The organism is Pseudomonas sp. AOB-7 (genome assembly GCF_003696305.1).
In the GTDB taxonomy this organism is placed as follows: Bacteria; Pseudomonadota; Gammaproteobacteria; order Pseudomonadales; family Pseudomonadaceae; genus Aquipseudomonas.
The window spans coordinates 120,957-138,748 of record NZ_RFFK01000010.1; the positions used below are offsets into that span (position 1 = coordinate 120,957).

13 protein-coding genes, 1 pseudogene and 1 riboswitch are annotated in these 17,792 nt (G+C 64.9%); of the genes and pseudogenes, 8 read left to right on the plus strand and 6 right to left on the minus strand.

Going from position 1 to position 17,792, the window contains the following annotated elements; genetic code table 11:
- Positions 1 to 9: 9 nt before the first annotated feature.
- Complete coding sequence (glmS, locus tag EA796_RS17990) at positions 10 to 1,860, plus strand: glutamine--fructose-6-phosphate transaminase (isomerizing) (protein WP_122109593.1); 1,851 nt, start codon at positions 10 to 12, stop codon at positions 1,858 to 1,860.
- A 51-nt stretch (positions 1,861 to 1,911) separates the two neighbouring features.
- Here the strand turns inward: glmS and map are convergent, their stop codons facing one another.
- Entirely contained in the window at positions 1,912 to 2,691 is a 780-nt protein-coding gene (gene map / locus EA796_RS17995; protein ID WP_122109594.1) for a type I methionyl aminopeptidase, read from the minus strand.
- Entirely contained in the window at positions 2,688 to 2,900 is a 213-nt protein-coding gene (locus EA796_RS18000) for a ParD-like family protein (protein ID WP_090431653.1), read from the minus strand. Before EA796_RS18000 ends, map begins: the two co-directional genes overlap by 4 nt.
- A 164-nt stretch (positions 2,901 to 3,064) precedes the next feature.
- On the opposite strand from EA796_RS18000, the gene EA796_RS18005 reads away from it, so the two are divergent.
- A complete protein-coding gene (locus tag EA796_RS18005; protein WP_122109595.1) occupies positions 3,065 to 3,295 on the plus strand; it encodes a hypothetical protein in 231 nt (76 codons plus the stop codon).
- Between the two features lie 221 nt (positions 3,296 to 3,516).
- Here the strand turns inward: EA796_RS18005 and cobM are convergent, their stop codons facing one another.
- Both cobM and EA796_RS18015 read right to left on the minus strand, forming a co-directional pair.
- Positions 3,517 to 4,272 (minus strand): precorrin-4 C(11)-methyltransferase, encoded by a 756-nt coding sequence (gene cobM / locus EA796_RS18010; RefSeq protein WP_122109596.1) that lies wholly within the window; start codon positions 4,270 to 4,272, stop codon positions 3,517 to 3,519.
- Complete coding sequence (locus EA796_RS18015) at positions 4,269 to 4,661, minus strand: cobalamin biosynthesis protein (protein WP_256679223.1); 393 nt, start codon at positions 4,659 to 4,661, stop codon at positions 4,269 to 4,271. The genes cobM and EA796_RS18015 overlap by 4 nt, the downstream gene beginning before the upstream one ends.
- Before the next feature lie 134 nt (positions 4,662 to 4,795).
- A riboswitch (cobalamin riboswitch) is annotated at positions 4,796 to 4,992 on the plus strand.
- Between the two features lie 94 nt (positions 4,993 to 5,086).
- Between EA796_RS18015 and cobW the strand changes: the two genes are divergently transcribed.
- From cobW to cobF, 5 genes are all read left to right on the plus strand, one after another.
- Entirely contained in the window at positions 5,087 to 6,136 is a 1,050-nt protein-coding gene (gene cobW / locus EA796_RS18020; protein ID WP_021442413.1) for a cobalamin biosynthesis protein CobW, read from the plus strand.
- Positions 6,137 to 6,209: 73 nt separating this feature from the next.
- Positions 6,210 to 9,956, plus strand: a complete 3,747-nt coding sequence (gene cobN, locus EA796_RS18025; protein ID WP_122109598.1) for a cobaltochelatase subunit CobN — start codon at positions 6,210 to 6,212, stop codon at positions 9,954 to 9,956.
- A 277-nt stretch (positions 9,957 to 10,233) separates the two neighbouring features.
- Positions 10,234 to 11,235 carry an ATP-binding protein gene (locus EA796_RS18030; protein WP_122109599.1) on the plus strand — a complete coding sequence of 334 codons (1,002 nt, stop codon included), beginning with the start codon at positions 10,234 to 10,236 and terminating at the stop codon, positions 11,233 to 11,235.
- Complete coding sequence (locus EA796_RS18035; RefSeq protein WP_122109600.1) at positions 11,217 to 11,927, plus strand: VWA domain-containing protein; 711 nt, start codon at positions 11,217 to 11,219, stop codon at positions 11,925 to 11,927. The genes EA796_RS18030 and EA796_RS18035 overlap by 19 nt, the downstream gene beginning before the upstream one ends.
- Positions 11,924 to 12,688, plus strand: a complete 765-nt coding sequence (cobF, locus tag EA796_RS18040; RefSeq protein WP_122109601.1) for a precorrin-6A synthase (deacetylating) — start codon at positions 11,924 to 11,926, stop codon at positions 12,686 to 12,688. The genes EA796_RS18035 and cobF overlap by 4 nt, the downstream gene beginning before the upstream one ends.
- A gap of 168 nt (positions 12,689 to 12,856) precedes the next feature.
- Here cobF and EA796_RS18045 read toward each other — a convergent pair whose 3' ends face one another.
- Positions 12,857 to 13,777, minus strand: coding sequence for a LysR family transcriptional regulator (locus EA796_RS18045; protein WP_122109602.1), 921 nt, complete (start codon positions 13,775 to 13,777; stop codon positions 12,857 to 12,859).
- A gap of 140 nt (positions 13,778 to 13,917) precedes the next feature.
- Between EA796_RS18045 and EA796_RS18050 the strand changes: the two are divergent.
- A pseudogene (locus EA796_RS18050) lies at positions 13,918 to 14,193 on the plus strand (SDR family oxidoreductase); the annotation flags it as partial.
- A 351-nt stretch (positions 14,194 to 14,544) separates the two neighbouring features.
- Here EA796_RS18050 and EA796_RS18055 read toward each other — a convergent pair.
- Entirely contained in the window at positions 14,545 to 17,784 is a 3,240-nt protein-coding gene (locus EA796_RS18055) for an SNF2-related protein (RefSeq protein WP_256679224.1), read from the minus strand.
- Positions 17,785 to 17,792: the final 8 nt, after the last annotated feature.

The following is a 17,792-nucleotide window of genomic DNA, read 5'->3' on the forward strand; positions in this document are numbered from 1 at the left end:
GAGACAAGCATGTGTGGAATCGTCGGCGCCATCGCGGAGCGCAATATCACCCCTGTTCTGGTGGAAGGCCTCAAGCGCCTGGAATACCGCGGCTATGACAGCGCCGGGGTGGCGCTGCTGACCGAGAAGGGCGCACTGGATCGCCGCCGCCGCGTGGGCAAGGTCAGCGAACTGCAGGCCGCCCTGCAGGCCGAGCCGCTGGCCGGGCGTCTGGGCATCGCCCACACCCGCTGGGCCACCCACGGCGCGCCGAGCGAGCGCAACGCCCACCCGCACTTTTCGGGTCATGAGTTGGCCGTGGTGCACAACGGCATCATCGAGAACCACGAAGAGCTGCGCGAGCGCCTCACGGGCCTGGGCTACCTGTTCAGCTCCGATACCGACACCGAAACCATCGTCCACCTGCTCGAGCACAAGCTGCAGCAGCTCGGCGACCTCACCGCCGCGCTCAAGGCCGCCATCCCCGAACTGCACGGCGCCTACGGCCTGGCGGTGATCAGTGCCAAGCAGCCCGACCGTCTGCTCGCCGCCCGCAGCGGCAGCCCGCTGGTGATCGGCCTGGGCCACGGCGAGAACTTCCTCGCCTCCGATCAACTGGCGCTGCGTCAGGTCACCGACCGCTTTATCTACCTGGAAGAGGGCGACATCGCCGAGATTCGCCGCGAAAGCGTGCAGCTGTGGGACGCCGCCGGTCAGCCGGTGCAGCGCGAGGCGGTGCAGTACCACGAAGGCGCCGAGGCCGCCGACAAGGGCGAATACCGCCACTTCATGCTCAAGGAAATCCACGAGCAGCCCAAGGTGGTGCAACGCACCCTGGAAGGCCGTCTGGGCAGCGACCACGTGCTGGTGCAGGCCTTCGGCCCGCAGGCCGCCGAGCTGTTCGCCAAGGTGAAGAACGTGCAGATCGTCGCCTGTGGCACCAGCTACCACGCCGGCATGGTCGCCCGTTACTGGCTGGAAGAGCTGGCCGGCATCCCCTGTCAGGTCGAAGTGGCCAGCGAGTTCCGCTACCGCAAGGTGGTGGTGCAGCCGGACACCCTGTTCGTCAGCGTGTCGCAGTCCGGCGAGACCGCCGACACCCTGGCCGCGCTGCGCAACGCCAAGGAGAGGGCGCCGGGCCAGGGCGGCTACCTGGCCAGCCTGGTGATCTGCAACGTCGGCACCAGCTCGCTGGTGCGCGAGTCCGACCTGTGCCTGCTGACCCAGGCCGGCCCGGAAATCGGCGTGGCCTCGACCAAGGCCTTCACCACCCAGCTGGTGGGCCTGATGCTGCTGACCCTGGCCCTCGGCCAGGTGCACGGCAACCTGGACAAGGCGCTGACCGCCGAGCTGGTGGAAGAGCTGCGCCGCCTGCCGACCCGCCTGGGCGAAGCGCTGGCGATGGACAAGACGGTCGAGAAGATCTCCGAGCTGTTCGCCGAGAAGCACCACAGCCTGTTCCTCGGCCGCGGCGCGCAGTACCCGGTGGCCATGGAAGGGGCGCTCAAGCTCAAGGAAATCTCCTATATCCACGCCGAGGCCTACCCGGCTGGCGAGCTCAAGCACGGGCCGCTGGCGCTGGTCGACGCCGACATGCCGGTGGTCACGGTGGCGCCGAACAACGAGCTGCTGGAAAAACTCAAGTCCAACCTGCAGGAAGTGCGCGCCCGCGGCGGTGAGCTGATCGTCTTCGCCGACCAGCAGGCCGGCATGCGCAACGGCGAGGGCACCCACGTGGTGGCCATGCCGCATATCCACGACCTGCTCGCGCCTATCCTCTATACCGTGCCGCTGCAGCTGCTGTCCTACTACGTCGCCGTGCTCAAGGGCACCGACGTCGACCAGCCGCGCAACCTGGCCAAGAGCGTCACGGTCGAATAAGGCCGCTGGCGAAGAAAAGCCCGTCCATCTGGACGGGCTTTTGCGTTTCTATCACGCCGAAATCTTGCTCAGGTGCAGCTCTTCGGGGCGCAGCGTAAGCACGCGAACGCCGTCTCGGGTGACCGCCACGGTGTGTTCGAATTGTGCCGAAAGTTGGCCTTCGCAGGTCACCACCGTCCAGCCGTCGCGCAGGGTGCGTACGTCCGCCTTGCCCTGGTTGAGCATGGGTTCGATGGTGAAGGTCATGCCTTCGCGCAGCGTCAGGCCGGTGCCGGCTTTGCCCCAGTGCAGCACTTCGGGTGGCTCGTGCATTTCCCGGCCAATGCCGTGGCCGCAGTAGTCGCGAACCACCGAATAGCCGTGGGCGCGAGCGTGCCGTTCGATGGCGTGGCCGATATCCCCGAGCCGGGCGCCTGGCCTCACGGCTTCGATGCCCTTGCACATCGCTTCATAGGTAATCCGGGTGAGCTGACGAGCCTGGTCCGACACCTCACCGATCAGGTAGGTCTTGCTCGAATCGGCGATGTAGCCGTTCTTTTCCAGGGTGATGTCGAAATTCACCAGATCGCCGCTGCGCAGAATCTCGTCAGCGCTGGGTACGCCATGGCACACCACCTCGTTGCGCGACGTGTTCATGGCGTAGGCGAAACCATACTGTCCCTTGCTTGCCGGGCGCGCCTTGAGTTCGCCGACGATGTAGTTATCCACAAGGTCGTTGACCTGCAGGGTGGACATGCCGAGCAGATCCAGGCGATCCAGATAGCCGAACACGGACGCGAGCAATCTGCCGGACTCCGCCATCAGGGCTATCTGCTGCGGCGTCTTGCTCATGAGGCGTCCGCCATGCGCGGCGGTACCGCCACGCCGGCCGCGCGCATCTCGGCGGCCATCACCTCGTTGAAGCTCAGCGTCGGGTTCATCTCGCAGAGCATGCCGATGCGAATCCAGAACCCTGCCTGGGCATTGATGGAACGGCCCGACACGCTGCTCGCCCGGCGAATCTGGTCGTGCAGCTCATCATCGATATTGACGATACCCATGCTGATTTTCCTTTATATGGTTCGTATATTAAACATATATAAACACGAATAGGTTTAGTCCACCAGCGCCAGTAGCAGGGCAAAGGAGGCTCACTCATCCCTTACACTGGTGCCAGGCATGCAGGCAGGCTGGGCCCTTGACTCAGGCAGGAACAGGAGAGCGGATGAAGCGCGCAGATGTGAAACGCAGAACGGCCGAGGGCGTTCTGTTCGATACCCAGATCATGGTCAACCCGGCCAATACCAGGCAGTGGATCGTGTTGTTCAAGAAAGACGCGGGCCGCAGCTTCTTTCTGGTGGATGAAGACGAGCAGGTGCAGACCTTTGCCAGCCTGGATGCACTAATGCCGGAGCTGCGGGCTCTGGGTATCAAGCGGGTCGAGGTGCAGCTGTGAGCAGTTGCTCACAGTTGCCGGGGATCAACTTGTGGATATCCTCGTGATACCTGGCTAAAGCCCTGATAGATAGGGTCTTTCAGCGACTTGTACAGAAACTGCACGCCTGCATGCCCACTATCCACAGAGCACCTGGATAACAGGCTTTCTATCCTGTTGATAAGGCTCTGAAATCCAGAGATAGCAAGGCTTCCAGCGCTTTGTTCGGTTTTTCGCCAAGCTCAATCGGTGCCGGGACGGTAGAGATGACGATGCGCCGCGTCGTACAGCGCCGATTCGGCGAAGGCGCCCGGATCTAGCACGCGGCCGACCAGGATCAGCGCAGTGCGGCGAAAGTCCTTGGCGGCGACCTTGGCCTCGATATCGGCCAAGGTGCCCTGTACCCAGTCCTGATCGGGCCAGCTCGCCCTGTGGATAACCGCGATGGGGCAGTCGGCGCCATAGTGCGGCAGCAGCTCGCCGACTATGGCCGGCAGCTGACGCACGCCGAGGTGGATGGCCAGGGTCGCGCGGTGCCTGGCCAGGTCATGCAACTGCTCGCCCTCGGGCATCGGCGAGGTGGTGCCGTAGCGGGTAAGGATCAGGGTCTGCGACACGCCGGGCAGGGTCAGCTCGCTTTCCAGCAGGGCCGCGCAAGCGGCGGTGGCGGTGACGCCGGGGACTATCTCGAAGGGGATGCCGAGGGCGCGCAGCTCGCGAATCTGCTCGCCGATAGCACCGTACAGCGAAGGGTCGCCGGAATGCACGCGGGCCACGTCCTGGCCGCGCTTATGGGCCTGATGCAGCAGGTTGACGATTTCTGCGAGATTAAGCTTGGCGGTATTCACCACCCGTTCGGCGCTATGGCCCTGCAGCACCGCTTCGGGCACCAGCGAGCCGGCGTAGAGGATCACCGGGCACGAACGGATCAGGCGCTGGCCCTTGACGGTGATCAGCTCGGGGTCGCCGGGGCCGGCGCCGATAAAGTAGACGGTCATGCTGCGGGCTCTCTCTCGAAAGTGGCCAGCGCACAGGTGGCGTTGGCCGTGCGGTTTTTCTCGCCGAGCAGACGAGGCGTGGCGCCCAGGCGGGCGGCCAGGGCCAGGGCACAGGGCTGGGCCACCGCGGGGCTGCCGGTGACGGACTGGACCAGGGCGCTGCCGCCGGTGGCCGACTGCTGAGGCGCGAGTTCTTCGCTGCTGAAGAACTGCAGCCTCAGCTTCAGCTGCTCGGCCAGTTCCTGCAGTGCCGTTTCCTCGCGCTTGTGGGCGATGCTGGCCAATCCGGCCAGGTTATCCACCGTCAGCTCATGCTGGCTCAGGCTGTGGATAAGCAGGGCTTGCAGCTCGTCCAGGCTGCAGCCACGGCGGCAGCCCAGTCCGGCCACGACCTGCGGCGGCGATGCTGAGCGGCATGTGGAAGAGGCGGGCAGCATAAGCGGTATTCGGGCTGAGTGGCGGCGTAGCTCAACATGGCGCCCCCCACCGGTCAACCGCGATTGACCGAGCGCCGCGGCCTGCGTAGCCTTCTCGCGTTCGAGGTTCTTCCCGGCAGTGCCGCCGGGAAGCTAAGAGGGAACAGGGTCGATGCCCTGGCTGCCCCCGCAACTGTAAACGGTTATGCCCTTCGTTAGACCACTGCCAACCGGCGGGAAGGTGAAGGGATGCGCGCCGCGCAAGCCGTGAGCCAGGAGACCTGCCTCGTTTCGTCAGCCAACTGTTCGGACGGGGTGATCCGACGCGGCCAGCACGCTCGCGCCTGCCTGTCTGCCCGTCCCCGTCCGCCGAATTTATCGTCGCCACGGGGCCATCCATGAAAACCCTCGCCAAACTGCCCGTCACCATCGTCACCGGTTTTCTCGGTGCCGGCAAAACCACCTTGTTGCGCCATCTGCTGGCTCACGCCGAGGGGCGCCGTATCGCGGTGATCGTCAACGAGTTCGGCGAGCTGGGCATCGACGGCGAGATCCTCAAGCAGTGCGCCATCGGCTGCAGCGAGGAAGAGGCCATGGGCCGCGTCTTCGAGCTGGCCAATGGCTGCCTGTGCTGCACCGTGCAGGAAGAGTTCTTCCCGGTGATGCGCGAGCTGGTGGCGCGGCGCGGCGATCTCGACCATATCCTGATCGAGACCAGCGGCCTGGCCCTGCCCAAGCCGTTGGTGCAGGCCTTCAACTGGCCGGAAATCCGCAACGCCTGCACCGTCGATGCGGTGATCACCGTGGTCGACAGCCCGGCGGTGCTCGCCGGCACCTTCGCCGCCTTCCCCGAGCAGGTGGACGCGCAGCGCCAGCTCGATCCCAACCTGGACCACGAGTCGCCGCTGCACGAGCTGTTCGCCGATCAGCTGGCCAGCGCCGACCTGGTGATCCTCAACAAGGCCGACCTGCTCGACGCCGAGGCGCTGGCCGCGGTACGCGCGGAGGTGGCCGAGGAGCTGCCGGCGGCGGTCAAGGTGATCGAGGCGCATGGCGGCGAGTTGCCGCTGGACGTGCTGCTGGGCCTGAACAGCGAAACCGAGCTGCATATCGACAGCCGCCGCACCCATCACGACGATGAAGACGACGACCACGATCACGAAGAATTCGCTTCGTTCCACGTGGAACTACCCGAAGCCGAGGAGGCGCGCCTGCTGGCCGCGCTGAAGGACGCGGTGGGCAAACACGGCATCCTGCGGGTCAAGGGCTTCGCCGCCATCCCTGGCAAACCGATGCGTCTGTTGGTCCAGGGTGTCGGCCAGCGCTTCGACCGCCACTTCGACCGCGCCTGGCAGGCCGACGAGCCGCGCCTGAGCCGCCTGGTGCTGATTGGCCAGCAGCTCGACCGCGCGGCCATCGAAGCCGAGCTGCAAGCGGCGCTGGTTTGATGGTGATCGCCGGCAAGCCGGCTCCTACACATCCCGCAGGAGCCGGTTTGCCGGCGATTTATCGGGACCTCTGATGCACCTTCTACGCACCCAGCCCGGCGCCCAGCTACCGGCCGACAGCATCGCCGACCTCGGCCAGACCCCGGCCGAGCTGGTGATCCTGTGCACCGGCGATTCGCACCTGTCCTTGCTGGCCGAGGCCGCGCGGCAGCTGCCGGACGATTACCCCAGCCTGCGCCTGGCCAGCCCGGCGCAGCTGAGCAACCACGCCTCGGTGGACTACTACGTCGAGCAGGTGCTGCAGCACGCCAAGGTCATCCTGATCTCGGTGCATGGTGGGGTGAGCTACTGGCGCTACGGCATCGAGCGCCTGGTGGAGCTGGGGACGCGCGGCGCCAGGGTGATCATGGTGCCGGGCGACGACAAGCCCGACCCTGAGCTGAGTGCGCTCGGCAACGTCGCCGAGGAAGATAGCCAGCGCCTCTGGCAATACCTGCGCCAGGGCGGGCTGGACAACGCGCGCCAGCTGTTTCGCTGCATCGGCAGCCGCTGGCTGGGGCGCGCCGACAGTTGGCGGGAGCCGCAAGCGCTGCCGCGTGTCGGCCTCTATCACCCGCAGCACAGTCCGGCCACGCTGGCCGCCTGGCGTGCGCAGTGGCAGCCCGGTGCGCCCGTGGTGGCGCTGCTGTTCTACCGCAACCACGTGCAGTCGGCGAACACCGACTTCGTCGATACCTTCTGCCAGCACCTGTTCAACCAGGGCCTCAGCCCGCTGCCGATTGCCGTGGCCAGCCTCAAGGAACCGGCCTGCCTGGAGCAGGTACAGGCCTGGCTGGATGAGACGGATACCGCGCTGATCATCAACACCACCGGCTTTGCCCTGTCCAACCCCGAGGCGCCGCAGGCGCGGGTGTTCCGCCGCGATATCCCGGTGCTGCAGGCCATCTGCGCACTGGACAACCAGGCGCAGTGGCAGGCCAGCGCCCAGGGCCTGGGCTCGCGCGACCTGGCCATGCACGTGGTGCTGCCGGAGCTGGATGGCCGGCTGATTGGCACCGCCATCAGCTTCAAGGGCCTGGCCTGGCGCAGCGAGCGAAGCCAGAGCGATGTGCTGTGCTACCAGCCACACGAGCCGGGGATGGCCTTTGTCGCCGAGCTGGCACGTAACTGGTGCAAGTTGGCGCTTAAAAGCAACAATCAGAAGCGAATCGCGCTGATCCTGGCCAATTACCCGACCCGTGACGGCCGCATCGGCAACGGCGTCGGCCTGGATACCCCGGCCGCCGCGCTGAATGTCCTCCGCGCGCTGCAACAGCAGGGCTACCCGGTGGATAAGCTGCCGGACAGCGGCACCGCACTTGTCCACAGCCTGCTCGGCGGCGTCACCAACGATCTGGATGGCCTGGATACAAGGCCCTGCGCGCAGAGCCTGGCGCTGGATGACTATCTGAAGTTTTTCCACAGCCTGCCGGCGGCCAACCAGCAGGCCGTGCGCGCGCGCTGGGGCGAGCCGCAGAACGATCCGATGTTCCGCGGCGGGCGGCTGATGGTCGCCGGCCTGCGCTTCGGCCTGTGCTTTGTCGGCATCCAACCGGCGCGCGGCTACCAGCTCGACCCGGCGGCGGTGTATCACGACCCCGATCTGGTGCCGCCGCACGGATATATCGCCTTCTACGCCTGGCTGCGCACGGCCTTCGCCGCCGATGCGCTGATCCACGTCGGCAAGCACGGCAACCTGGAATGGCTGCCGGGCAAGAGCGTCGGCCTCTCCGAGGGCTGCTGGCCGCAGGCGCTGCTCGGCCCGCTGCCGAATATCTATCCCTTTATCGTCAACGACCCGGGCGAGGGTGCGCAGGCCAAGCGCCGCACCCAGGCGGTGATCATCGACCACCTGATGCCGCCGCTGACCCGTGCCGAGAGCTACGGCCCGCTGCGCGACCTGGAGCGCCTGGCCGACGAGTATTTCGAGGCCAGCCAGCTCGACCAACGCCGCGCCGTGGAGCTGCGCGGCGAGATCCTGGCCAAGGTGCGCGAGGCCAGCCTCGACCGCGAGCTGGGCCTGCAACTGAGCGACGATGCCGACAGCTGGCTGCCGCAGCTCGATGCCTACCTGTGCGACCTCAAGGAATCGCAGATCCGCGATGGCCTGCATGTGTTCGGCGAGTCGCCGGCCGGCCAGCTGCGCCGCGACACCCTGCTGGCGCTGCTGCGCATCCCCCGTGGCGATGGCCAGGGCGCCAACGCCAGCCTGCTGCGCGCGCTGGCCTGTGGCCTGGCACTGGGCCTCGACCCGCTCGATTGCGATATGGGCCAGCCTTGGAATGGGCCGCGTCCACCGGCGTTGCAGGCTGTGGATAACAGCCTGTGGCGTAGCGTCGGCGACACCCGCGAACGCCTGGAGCTGCTGGCGCTCGCATTGATCGAGCGACGCCTGAATAGTGAGCGCATCGGCGATTTCGGTGCCGAGGTGGCGCTGATCCTCGATGGTCTGGCCCAGCACGTTGCGCCCCTGCTGGATGCCTGCGGCGACGCCGAGATGGGTGGCCTGCTGGCGGCGCTGGAAGGGCGTTTCGTGCCCGCCGGGCCGAGTGGCGCACCGAGCCGTGGGCGCCTGGACGTGCTGCCCACCGGGCGCAACTTCTTCACCCTCGACGTGCGCCACCTGCCCACGCCGACCGCCTGGCGCTTGGGCGTGCAGGCGGCGGATCGCCTGCTGGAGCGTCACCTGCAGGACGAGGGCGACCACCTGCGTCAGCTCGGCCTGTCGGTGTGGGGCACGGCGACCATGCGCACCGGTGGCGACGATATCGCCCAGGCGCTGGCGTTGATGGGCGTGCGCCCGCTGTGGCAGCCCGGCAGCCAGCGCGTCGAGCGCTTCGAGGTATTGCCGCTGGAACAGCTTGGTCGACCCCGGGTGGACGTGACCCTGCGCGTATCGGGCTTCTTCCGCGATGCCTTCAGCAACCTGATCCGCCTGTTCGACGAGGCCGTGCAGGCGGTGATCGAGCTGGACGAGCCGGAGGAGATGAACCCGCTGTCGGCGCGGGTCTGGCGCGAGTCGCTGGCATTGAAGGACAGCGGCCTGGACGAGGTCGAAGCGCGGCGTCAGGCCGGCTGGCGGGTGTTCGGCGCCAAGCCGGGGGCCTATGGTGCCGGGGTGCAGAACGCCATCGAGGAGCGCCTGTGGCAGAGCCGCGCGGATCTCGCCGAGGTCTACCTCAACTGGGGCGGCTACGCCTACGGCAGCGGCGCCGAGGGCACGCCGGCGCGGGCGCAGTTCGCCGAACGGCTTGAGCAGCTGCAGGCGGTGCTGCACAACCAGGATAACCGCGAGCACGACATCCTCGATTCCAACGACTACTACCAGTTCCAGGGCGGCATGCTGGCGGCGGTGGAAACCCTGCGCGGGCTCAAGGTGGCCAGTTACCTGGGCGACAACAGCCAGCCGGACACCCCGCGCATCCGCACCTTGAAGGAAGAACTGGGGCGCGTGGTGCGCGCCCGCGCCGCCAATCCCAAGTGGATCGCGGGCATGAAGCGCCACGGCTACAAGGGCGCCTTCGAGCTGGCCGCGACCGTCGACTACCTGTTCGCCTTCGACGCCACCAGCGAGCTGGTCGATGACCATCAGTACGCGCTGCTCACCGATGCCTACCTGCTCGACAAAGACACCCGCGACTTTATCCAGCAGCACAACCCCGGCGCCCTCAACGACATCCTCGAACGCCTGCTGGAAGCCCAGCAGCGTGGCCTGTGGCAGAACCCCGGCGAGTACCGCGAGGCGCTGGAAAACCTGCTCCTCGATAGCGAGGAGTCATGACGCGACGCATTCCCTTAGGGTGGGTTAGCCGCCTGTCGCGGTTGCCGGCCAACTCGTTGAAGCCGATGCGGCGTAACCCACCATCGGCGCCACCCGCAACATCGCCTGGTGGGTTACGCGACGCGCTGCTCTCCTGCGCGGCTGCAAGACCTGGGTTCTGCGCCGCTAACCCACCCTACGGGTGCATGCAGCCCGTAGCCCGGATGCCATCCGGGCACTGCGCGCACAACGGCCCCGGATTGCATCCGGGCTACATCCATACCCACGGATCATGTCCATGACCGAATACCACTTCCCCCTCGCCGCCGTGGTCGGCGCCGACTCGCTGAAGCTGGCGCTGTGCCTGGCGGCCATCGATCCGGCCATCGGCGGCGTGCTGATCGAAGGCCCGCGCGGCATGGCCAAGTCGACCCTGGCCCGTGGCCTGGCCGATCTGCTGGACGGCGGGCGCTTCGTCACCCTGCCGCTGGGGGCGAGCGAGGAGCGCATCGTCGGCACCCTGGATCTGGATGCGGCCCTCGGCGAAGGCCGCACGCAGTTCTCGCCCGGCCTGCTGGCCCGCGCCGACGGCGGCGTGCTCTATGTCGATGAGGTCAACCTGCTGCCGGATCACTTGGTCGACCTGCTGCTCGATGCCGCCGCCAGCGGGGTCAATCACGTCGAGCGTGACGGCATCTCCCACCGCCATGCCGCGCGCTTCGTGCTGATCGGCACCATGAACGCCGAGGAGGGCGAACTGCGCCCGCAACTGCTTGACCGCTTCGGCCTCAATCTGGCGCTGGATGGCCAGCCGCAACCGGCCGAACGGGCCGAGATCGTGCGTCGCCGTCTGGCGTTCGATGCCAATCCTGAAGCTTTCCTGCAACGCTGGCAGGACGAGCAGGATGCCCTGGCGATGCGTTGCCAGAATGCCCGCCAGCGCCTGGCGGATATTCCGCTGGATGACACCGCCCTGGGTGAGATCAGCCAGCGCTGCTTCGCTGCCGGCGTCGATGGTATGCGCGCCGATCTGGTCTGGCTGCGCGCCGCCCGTGCCCATGCTGTCTGGCGCGGCGCGATAGGCATCGAGCCTGTGGATATCGAGGCGGTGGAGGACTTCGTTCTACGCCATCGCCGTCGTCGGCAACAGCCGCAGGCTACCACGCCGCCCGAGCAGAGCCAGGCGCCGCAGCAGGCGCAGGAACAGAGCCAGGGTGAAGGTCAGTGGGGCGAGTTGCCTGCGCAGCCGCAGGCCATGGGTGAGCGACGGGTGCCACCGCGCTGGGCAAAAAAGCTCTGAGCATCCGCCCACGCATAGCCACTGGCGCGGATGCCCGTAACCGGCCCGGACGACTCGGCGGCGGCCTGCGTGGCGCCGCCCGCAGCGGCGTGGCCGGACGTATCGACTGGCCGGCGACCCTGCTTAAGGGCCGTCCGCAACGCCGCGAGCAACTGGTGCTGCGCCCGCGCAGCCGGCAGGCCGAGCAGCTGTGGCTGGTGCTGGTCGATGCCTCCGCCTCCACCCGCCGCCATGGCGCCCTGAGTCTGGCCAAGGGTGTGCTAGCCGAGCTGTTCGACAGCGCCTATCGCCAGCGCGCGCGCCTGGCCGTGCTGCAGGCCGGTGGTCGTGAGGCGCAGTGGCTGTGGCAGGGGCGCAAGGCCGGCGCCGAACTGCATCGCTGGTTGCAGGAACTCGGCGCCGGTGGCGGCACGCCGCTGCTCGATGCGCTGCAGCAGGCCGGCGACTGGCTGCAGCGTCGCCAGCGCCTGAAACCCAGTGAACGCCAGCGCCTGCTGATCCTCACCGACGGCCGTCTGCGCGATTGGCCGGCGCTGGCGCCGCTGCCGTGTCCGAGCCTGCTGCTCGACACCGAACGCGCGCCCATCCGTCTGGGCCGCGCGCGCCAGCTGGCGCAGCAGCTGGGCGCCGACTACCACCATATCGACGACCTGGCGCCCGGCGTGCCGGGGCGCACCTGGAGAACCCCATGAAAACCCTGCTGCTGGTCGGCATCGGCGCCGGCGACCCGGACTACATCACCGTCCAGGCGATCAAGGCGCTGCGCCGCAGCGACCTGATCTTGCTGATGGACAAGGGCCCGGCCAAGCACAAGCTCAACGCCCTGCGCCGGGAGATCTGCGCGCGCTTTCTCGACGGCCACACGCCGCGTTTCGCCGAAGGCCTGCAGCCGGAGCGCGAGCGCGACGCCGCCGACTACCGCGCCAGCGTCGACGAGCTCAACCGCGACAAGCAGGCGGTGTTCGAGCAACTGATCGACCAGCAGCTGGCCGATGGCGAAACGGCCGCCTTGATGGTCTGGGGCGACCCCTCGCTGTACGACAGCAGCATCCGCATCGCCGAGGCCATCGCCGCCAGTCGCAGCGATTTCGCCTTTGAGGTGATCCCCGGCATCACCAGCCTGCAGGCGCTGACCGCGCGCCACCGCATCCCGCTCAACAGCATCGGCCGCGCCGTGGAAATCACCACCGGCCGCCTGCTCGCCGACGGCTGGCCGCCGGGGGTGGACAGCGTGGCGGTGATGCTCGACGCCAAGGACAGCTACCGCCGTTTCGTCGGCCAGGGCCTTGCCATCTACTGGGGCGCCTACGTCGGCACCAGCGATGAAATCCTCATCGCCGGCCCGCTGGACGAGCTGGCCGAGCGCATCGCCAGCACCCGCGCCGCGGCGCGCGAGCGCAATGGCTGGATCATGGACAGTTATCTGCTGCGCAAAGAGGGGGCGCAGGAGTGAATTGGAGACGGTACAAGCAGCGCCTTATCCCCCTGCGCATGGTCCATGTTTAGGGTGGAAAACCGCGAAGCCTTCTCCACCATCATCCGGTCGGCTGCGTCACCCCGTCTTGCAACCCAGCAGGGTGGTCGGTCAGCCCCCAGGCACCGCTGGCCGCAGCCAGGCGGTTCAGTGGCGAGCGCCCTGTGGAAAACGCGCCGGATCGGCAAAGCAGGCGTGCAGGTGATCGAACACCAGGCGCACGCGGGGTGATACAGGGCCTTGCTGCGGGCGGTAGATGAACAGCTGCCAGGGATCGGGCGCCTGTTCTTCCAGCACCGCCTGCAGGCGGCCGCTTTCCAGGTACGGCTGGGCCAGGTAGGCGGGCAACTGGCCGTAGGCCAGGCCGGCGAGCACGGCTTCCAGCTCGGCTTCGGGGTCGTCGCACACCAGCGCCGGTGAGGGCGGATGCAGGCTGGGCCCCTGGGCGAAGGTCCAGGGCCAGGGGCGACCGTTCTTGCGGTCGATCAGCACCGACAGCGGCCGCTGTTGCAGGTCGTCGAGGGTGCGCGGCGCGCCGCCGGCGGCGATCAGCTCCGGCGTGGCCACCACCTGCAACGGCACCGGCGCCAGGGCGCGGGCGACGTAGCGGCTGTCGCGCAGGAAGCCGACGCGGATGCCGATGTCGATCTGCGCCTCCACCGCGTCGGTGATCTCGTCCTCCAGGCGCAGGTTCAGCACCAGTTGCGGGTGCTGTTTGAGCAAGGGTTGCAGAAAGCCGACCAGAAAGCGCTTGCCGATGGCCTGCGGCGCGGTGATGCCGATGCGCCCGCTGATGGCCGATTCGGCCTCGGCGCGGTGGCCGCGAAACAGCGCGTCGAAATCTTCCAGCATCTGCCGGGCGCGCACCGCGTAGGCCTCGCCGAAGGCGGTGATATGCACCTGGCGGGTGTTGCGATGAAAGAGAATCTCGCCGAGCTCCTCCTCCAGCGCCTTGATCGCGCGGGTCACTGCCTGTGGGGAAACCCCCAGGCGAGTCGCTGCCTCGCGGAAATTGCTGCAGTCGGCCGCGCTGCAGAAGATGCGGATCATCTCCATGCGGTTGAGCATGTCGGGGCGCCTTTGTGTTCCAGAATGTGGAATAGCCTAATCCAAACTCTTCCATTCATTGAAACTGAAATCGCCCCTAACCTGAGCCCATGTCCGGCGTATGGCGCGGACACTCCAACGAATCGAGAGAGGGCATCACCATGAGCAACAACATTTCCGGCAAGGTCGTGGTCATCACCGGCGCCAGCAGCGGCCTGGGCGAAGCCACCGCGCGTCACCTCAGCCAACTGGGCGCCAAGCTGGTGCTGGCCGCGCGGCGCCAGGAGCGTCTCGAGCAGCTGGTCAGCGAGCTGGTCGCCGCCGGTGGCGAGGCCGTGGCCTACCCGACCGACGTGACCCGTGCCGATGAGGTCAAGGCGCTGATCCAGGGCGCACTGGACACCTTCGGCCGCGTCGATGTGCTGGTCAACAACGCCCACTCGATCATCAACAAGCCGCCCGAGCCCGCTTGGCTAAAGGGATTCGTTGTGATTGCAATGGAGCCATACCGTCGCCTCTACCGTCATTCGAGCAAAGCTGTAGCAGCAAGATAACAGAGCGCTTCTGGAGCAATGCTGATGGCGCCATCGCCAGTTAGAATCCTACCTGAGTCAGCAGCTTTCGGCTCACATCAACCCCGACTTAGTACAAACAGATTTCTCTTAGCCCGTGTCGCAGCCACGTGCAGCAGGCAACGTTCCGCAAGCTCAGTATCCTTGGCCACCCCCGCATCCTCATCACGACTAAGCTGCTCGGCATGGGCCAGGCCCCTGCCGAAGCAATTGGCCTCAAGACGCCCCGTACCCAAAGATGCAGGCAACTATCCGCTCCTCCCAGCGCTGTCGAAGGTCAATTCCCGACACCCGGCCAAACAACTGACTAGCTGCAATCGGTTTCGCCTTCAAACTGGTCTGGAGGTCGCGTAAACGCATTACTCCTGCCTTTCGCCCTCGCTCATGCAAGTACTCCGCCCAACGAGGGCGAACCAGATCGAGCCAACAGTCTGCCAGTTGCCCCCAATCTGGGCATTCGTGCAGGCGAACCCCCTGCATTAAATCAAGCAACTCTTTGCACTGATCTGCTTCTTCAACACTCGTGATCCATTGACGGTCACGTGCCCATAAAGCAATAGCCCAGCTCATCTGCTCCAACGCGCGCTGCTTACGCTTCGGCAGCAATAATTTTTCCATCTCGGTTAAACGGCTTAAGAATTGTTCGAGAGCAGACATTGCGCCCCTGGTGGGCTTAAGGCTTTCTACATCCTCGGAGAGCCGAAGACGAAGCTGTTGTGCGATTTCGCGCAAATTGGTCAGTGGCTTTGCGTCTTGCTCCGTCATCATGACCCAGCGAGGTGTTCTGGACTCTTCACCTGCCAAGCACAGAAACAGCCACGGCTCGCTTGCACGTACCAGGCTTACCCGCGAAAGCACCTTGGCCTGCTCCGTTCGGTACGCTCGATACAGATCAACATCCACCAGTGATGCCTGCCCCTCAATCAATTCTCTGACAGGCGTAAAAGCATCTTCGATTCCATCCCACGAACGGCGCTCTCGTTCACGTAATTCCTTGTCGATATCCTCCGGCGTAACCACAGCAGGCTCGCTCGTGGCACGCATCTCATCAGGTAGCTGCAAGTTGCCACCGATGAGCGTATCGACTTCTTCAACTCTGGCTACAAAACGCTCGTCTGATTTCAACGCGAAGGCCACAGCATCCTTTGGCCACCAGCACTCAATTTGATCGTGCGGGCTATCCATGCGATCGATACGCCCTACTCGTTGCTCGGCAAAGCGAACCACGCTAGGCATGTCCAAATGCACCAAAGTTGATGCTCGCTGAAGATTCACCCCCTCAGATAAGGCATCGCTGCATAGAGCAATCAAGCGCCCTCCTCCTAAATCGGGATCCAGCCGCTTTTGTAGTCGCTCGTTATTTTTTTTGTCACCACCAATCCCCAGCATCACCTCGATGCCTGCCGGACGGGCAGAGTTCTGCAGTAGGTACTTGATGTAACGCAAAGTCAGCGGGTAGTGATCAAATGCAATCACCTGATCGTGACGCTCTACTAGGTCGAGCAAATGCTGTGCTTTGCGCTCCTCCCGACCACCACTGAGCTTCATCAGGCGCTTCAGAATGAGCTTATAGATTGTAATTTCAGCCTCGCATGCCTGGCGGTGTGCCGTCTCATCACTGAGCCATGACGGCAGCTCTATTCCGAGCCGGTTCTCGGGAATGCGCCCCATCAATTGAGCGATACGCTGCAGCATGTCACCGGTGGCGTCATCCGCAGAACTCTCGAACTTGCCCGGCAGGCCCATCTGCTCAAGTGCCGCTTTCTCACCCAGGATGTGCCGGTACAGAGCAAGTCGTGATGAGCGCAAACTGGCCATCACATGGTGGGCGGCCAACGAACTAGCTGCGTTCAATCGCATCTGCAGATAGCTATCTGCAGTCATCCCGTAACGGGCCAAGCTTTCGGGCAGGACCAGAGGCTTTTCAAAATGGCCTATGCCTTTTAGGTTGCGAGCCAATACTCGGATCTGCTCAGCCAGCGCCTGATCCTGCTCAGACTCGCCCAATTCATACGTCAGGGATACATGCTTCGGATAGCGGCATACACGCCCACTCGGCAAGCGATAGGACTCCTCGTCCCTGTCGACCATCGCATTCAACTGCGCTTTGGTACGCCTCAGGGTGAAGCTGGCAATAGCCGCCTGCAGTGCGGCCAAATCTTGAGGGTGTACATCCGAGAGCGCTGTACTGCCACGGCTTAACCTCTCAAAAATCCCCAGGACCTCATCCTCGAAATTATCGGCGCCCAGAATATCAATTAGCCTGAGCAGATCCGCACATGAGCGATTGATTGGAGTGGCCGTGAACAGCACCACCTGGTCTGCCAAGTTGTGCAGCAAATGACGTGTGCGCTTGGAAGTTTGGCTGAGAAAGTTGTGTGCCTCGTCGACTGCCAAAGTCTGGGCGGAGGCGAGCTGTGTTGCCAGCGCAGAGCCCTCTCGATCGTCCAAACGGCTCAGTAACCCTTGGGACGCTATCGCGAGGTTAAACCCGCACTTAGCCACCTCCCGCTCCCAGTTGTTGCTCACCAACGGTGGGCAGACCATGAGCATGGAGCTCTTGTGGCTCCGTACAGATGACCAATTTCGATCATGCACGGCACGTAGCAAGTGAGCCCCCATGCGGGTTTTACCAGAGCCCGTAGCGTCTGCGACAAGCGCCCCGCCAACCGTATCGAGCAAATAAAGAGCTTGGCCAATACCATGCTGCTGCGACGGCCAGAGACTGACTTGTTGAAATCCAGCCAAGGACCGCAGGTAGTGAGCAGCCCAGTCGCTCTCTAAAAGCTCTGCACAAGCTCGCGCCAACGCCTCCTGCCAAGTCACAAATTTGAGAAGCTGATCCAGCAAAGCCAATAACTCACCGCTGGCATCTTCGCCCAAATTCCAGAAGTACTCCGCTAGCCTCCAACCCTCATCGAAGCGAGCCTTCTCCTTACTAGTGAAGCGAACATTAGCCTCGTGCTGGAAGAACAATCCAGGCTCCGTGAAGTTGCTCGAGCCCAGGGTGATAGCCTCTTCGCTGCAGTACAGTTTCGCATGCAATCGGTAGGTGCCCGTGGGGTAACGGACTTGGACATATCCGCCTCGAATCAACTCGATGCAGTGGATGATCGAACCGCTGAGTGATAACGAAATGCCACGTTTGAGCCAGTACTCTCTCACCTCTGCGGGGAAGTCGTAACGCTTAAGACTGAGCCCCGCGCGCTTCGCTGAAACGGGCTCAGACCCCAAGATTAGACGCAGAGGCTTTTCGCAGGCGCCACGCTGATTAATTAGCTGAATCAGCTGATCTAAACCGCTGTAGCCGGTAATGACCAGCGCATCGCCAGGTCTGCACAAATCCGGCATCAACACGGAATAGACTTTACGAGCCGAGAGATTGATCGGCATCCGTGCCTGCGATGGCAGATCAGTACAGCTCAGTGCTATTTCACCAAACAGCGACCCCTGCATGCTGACTC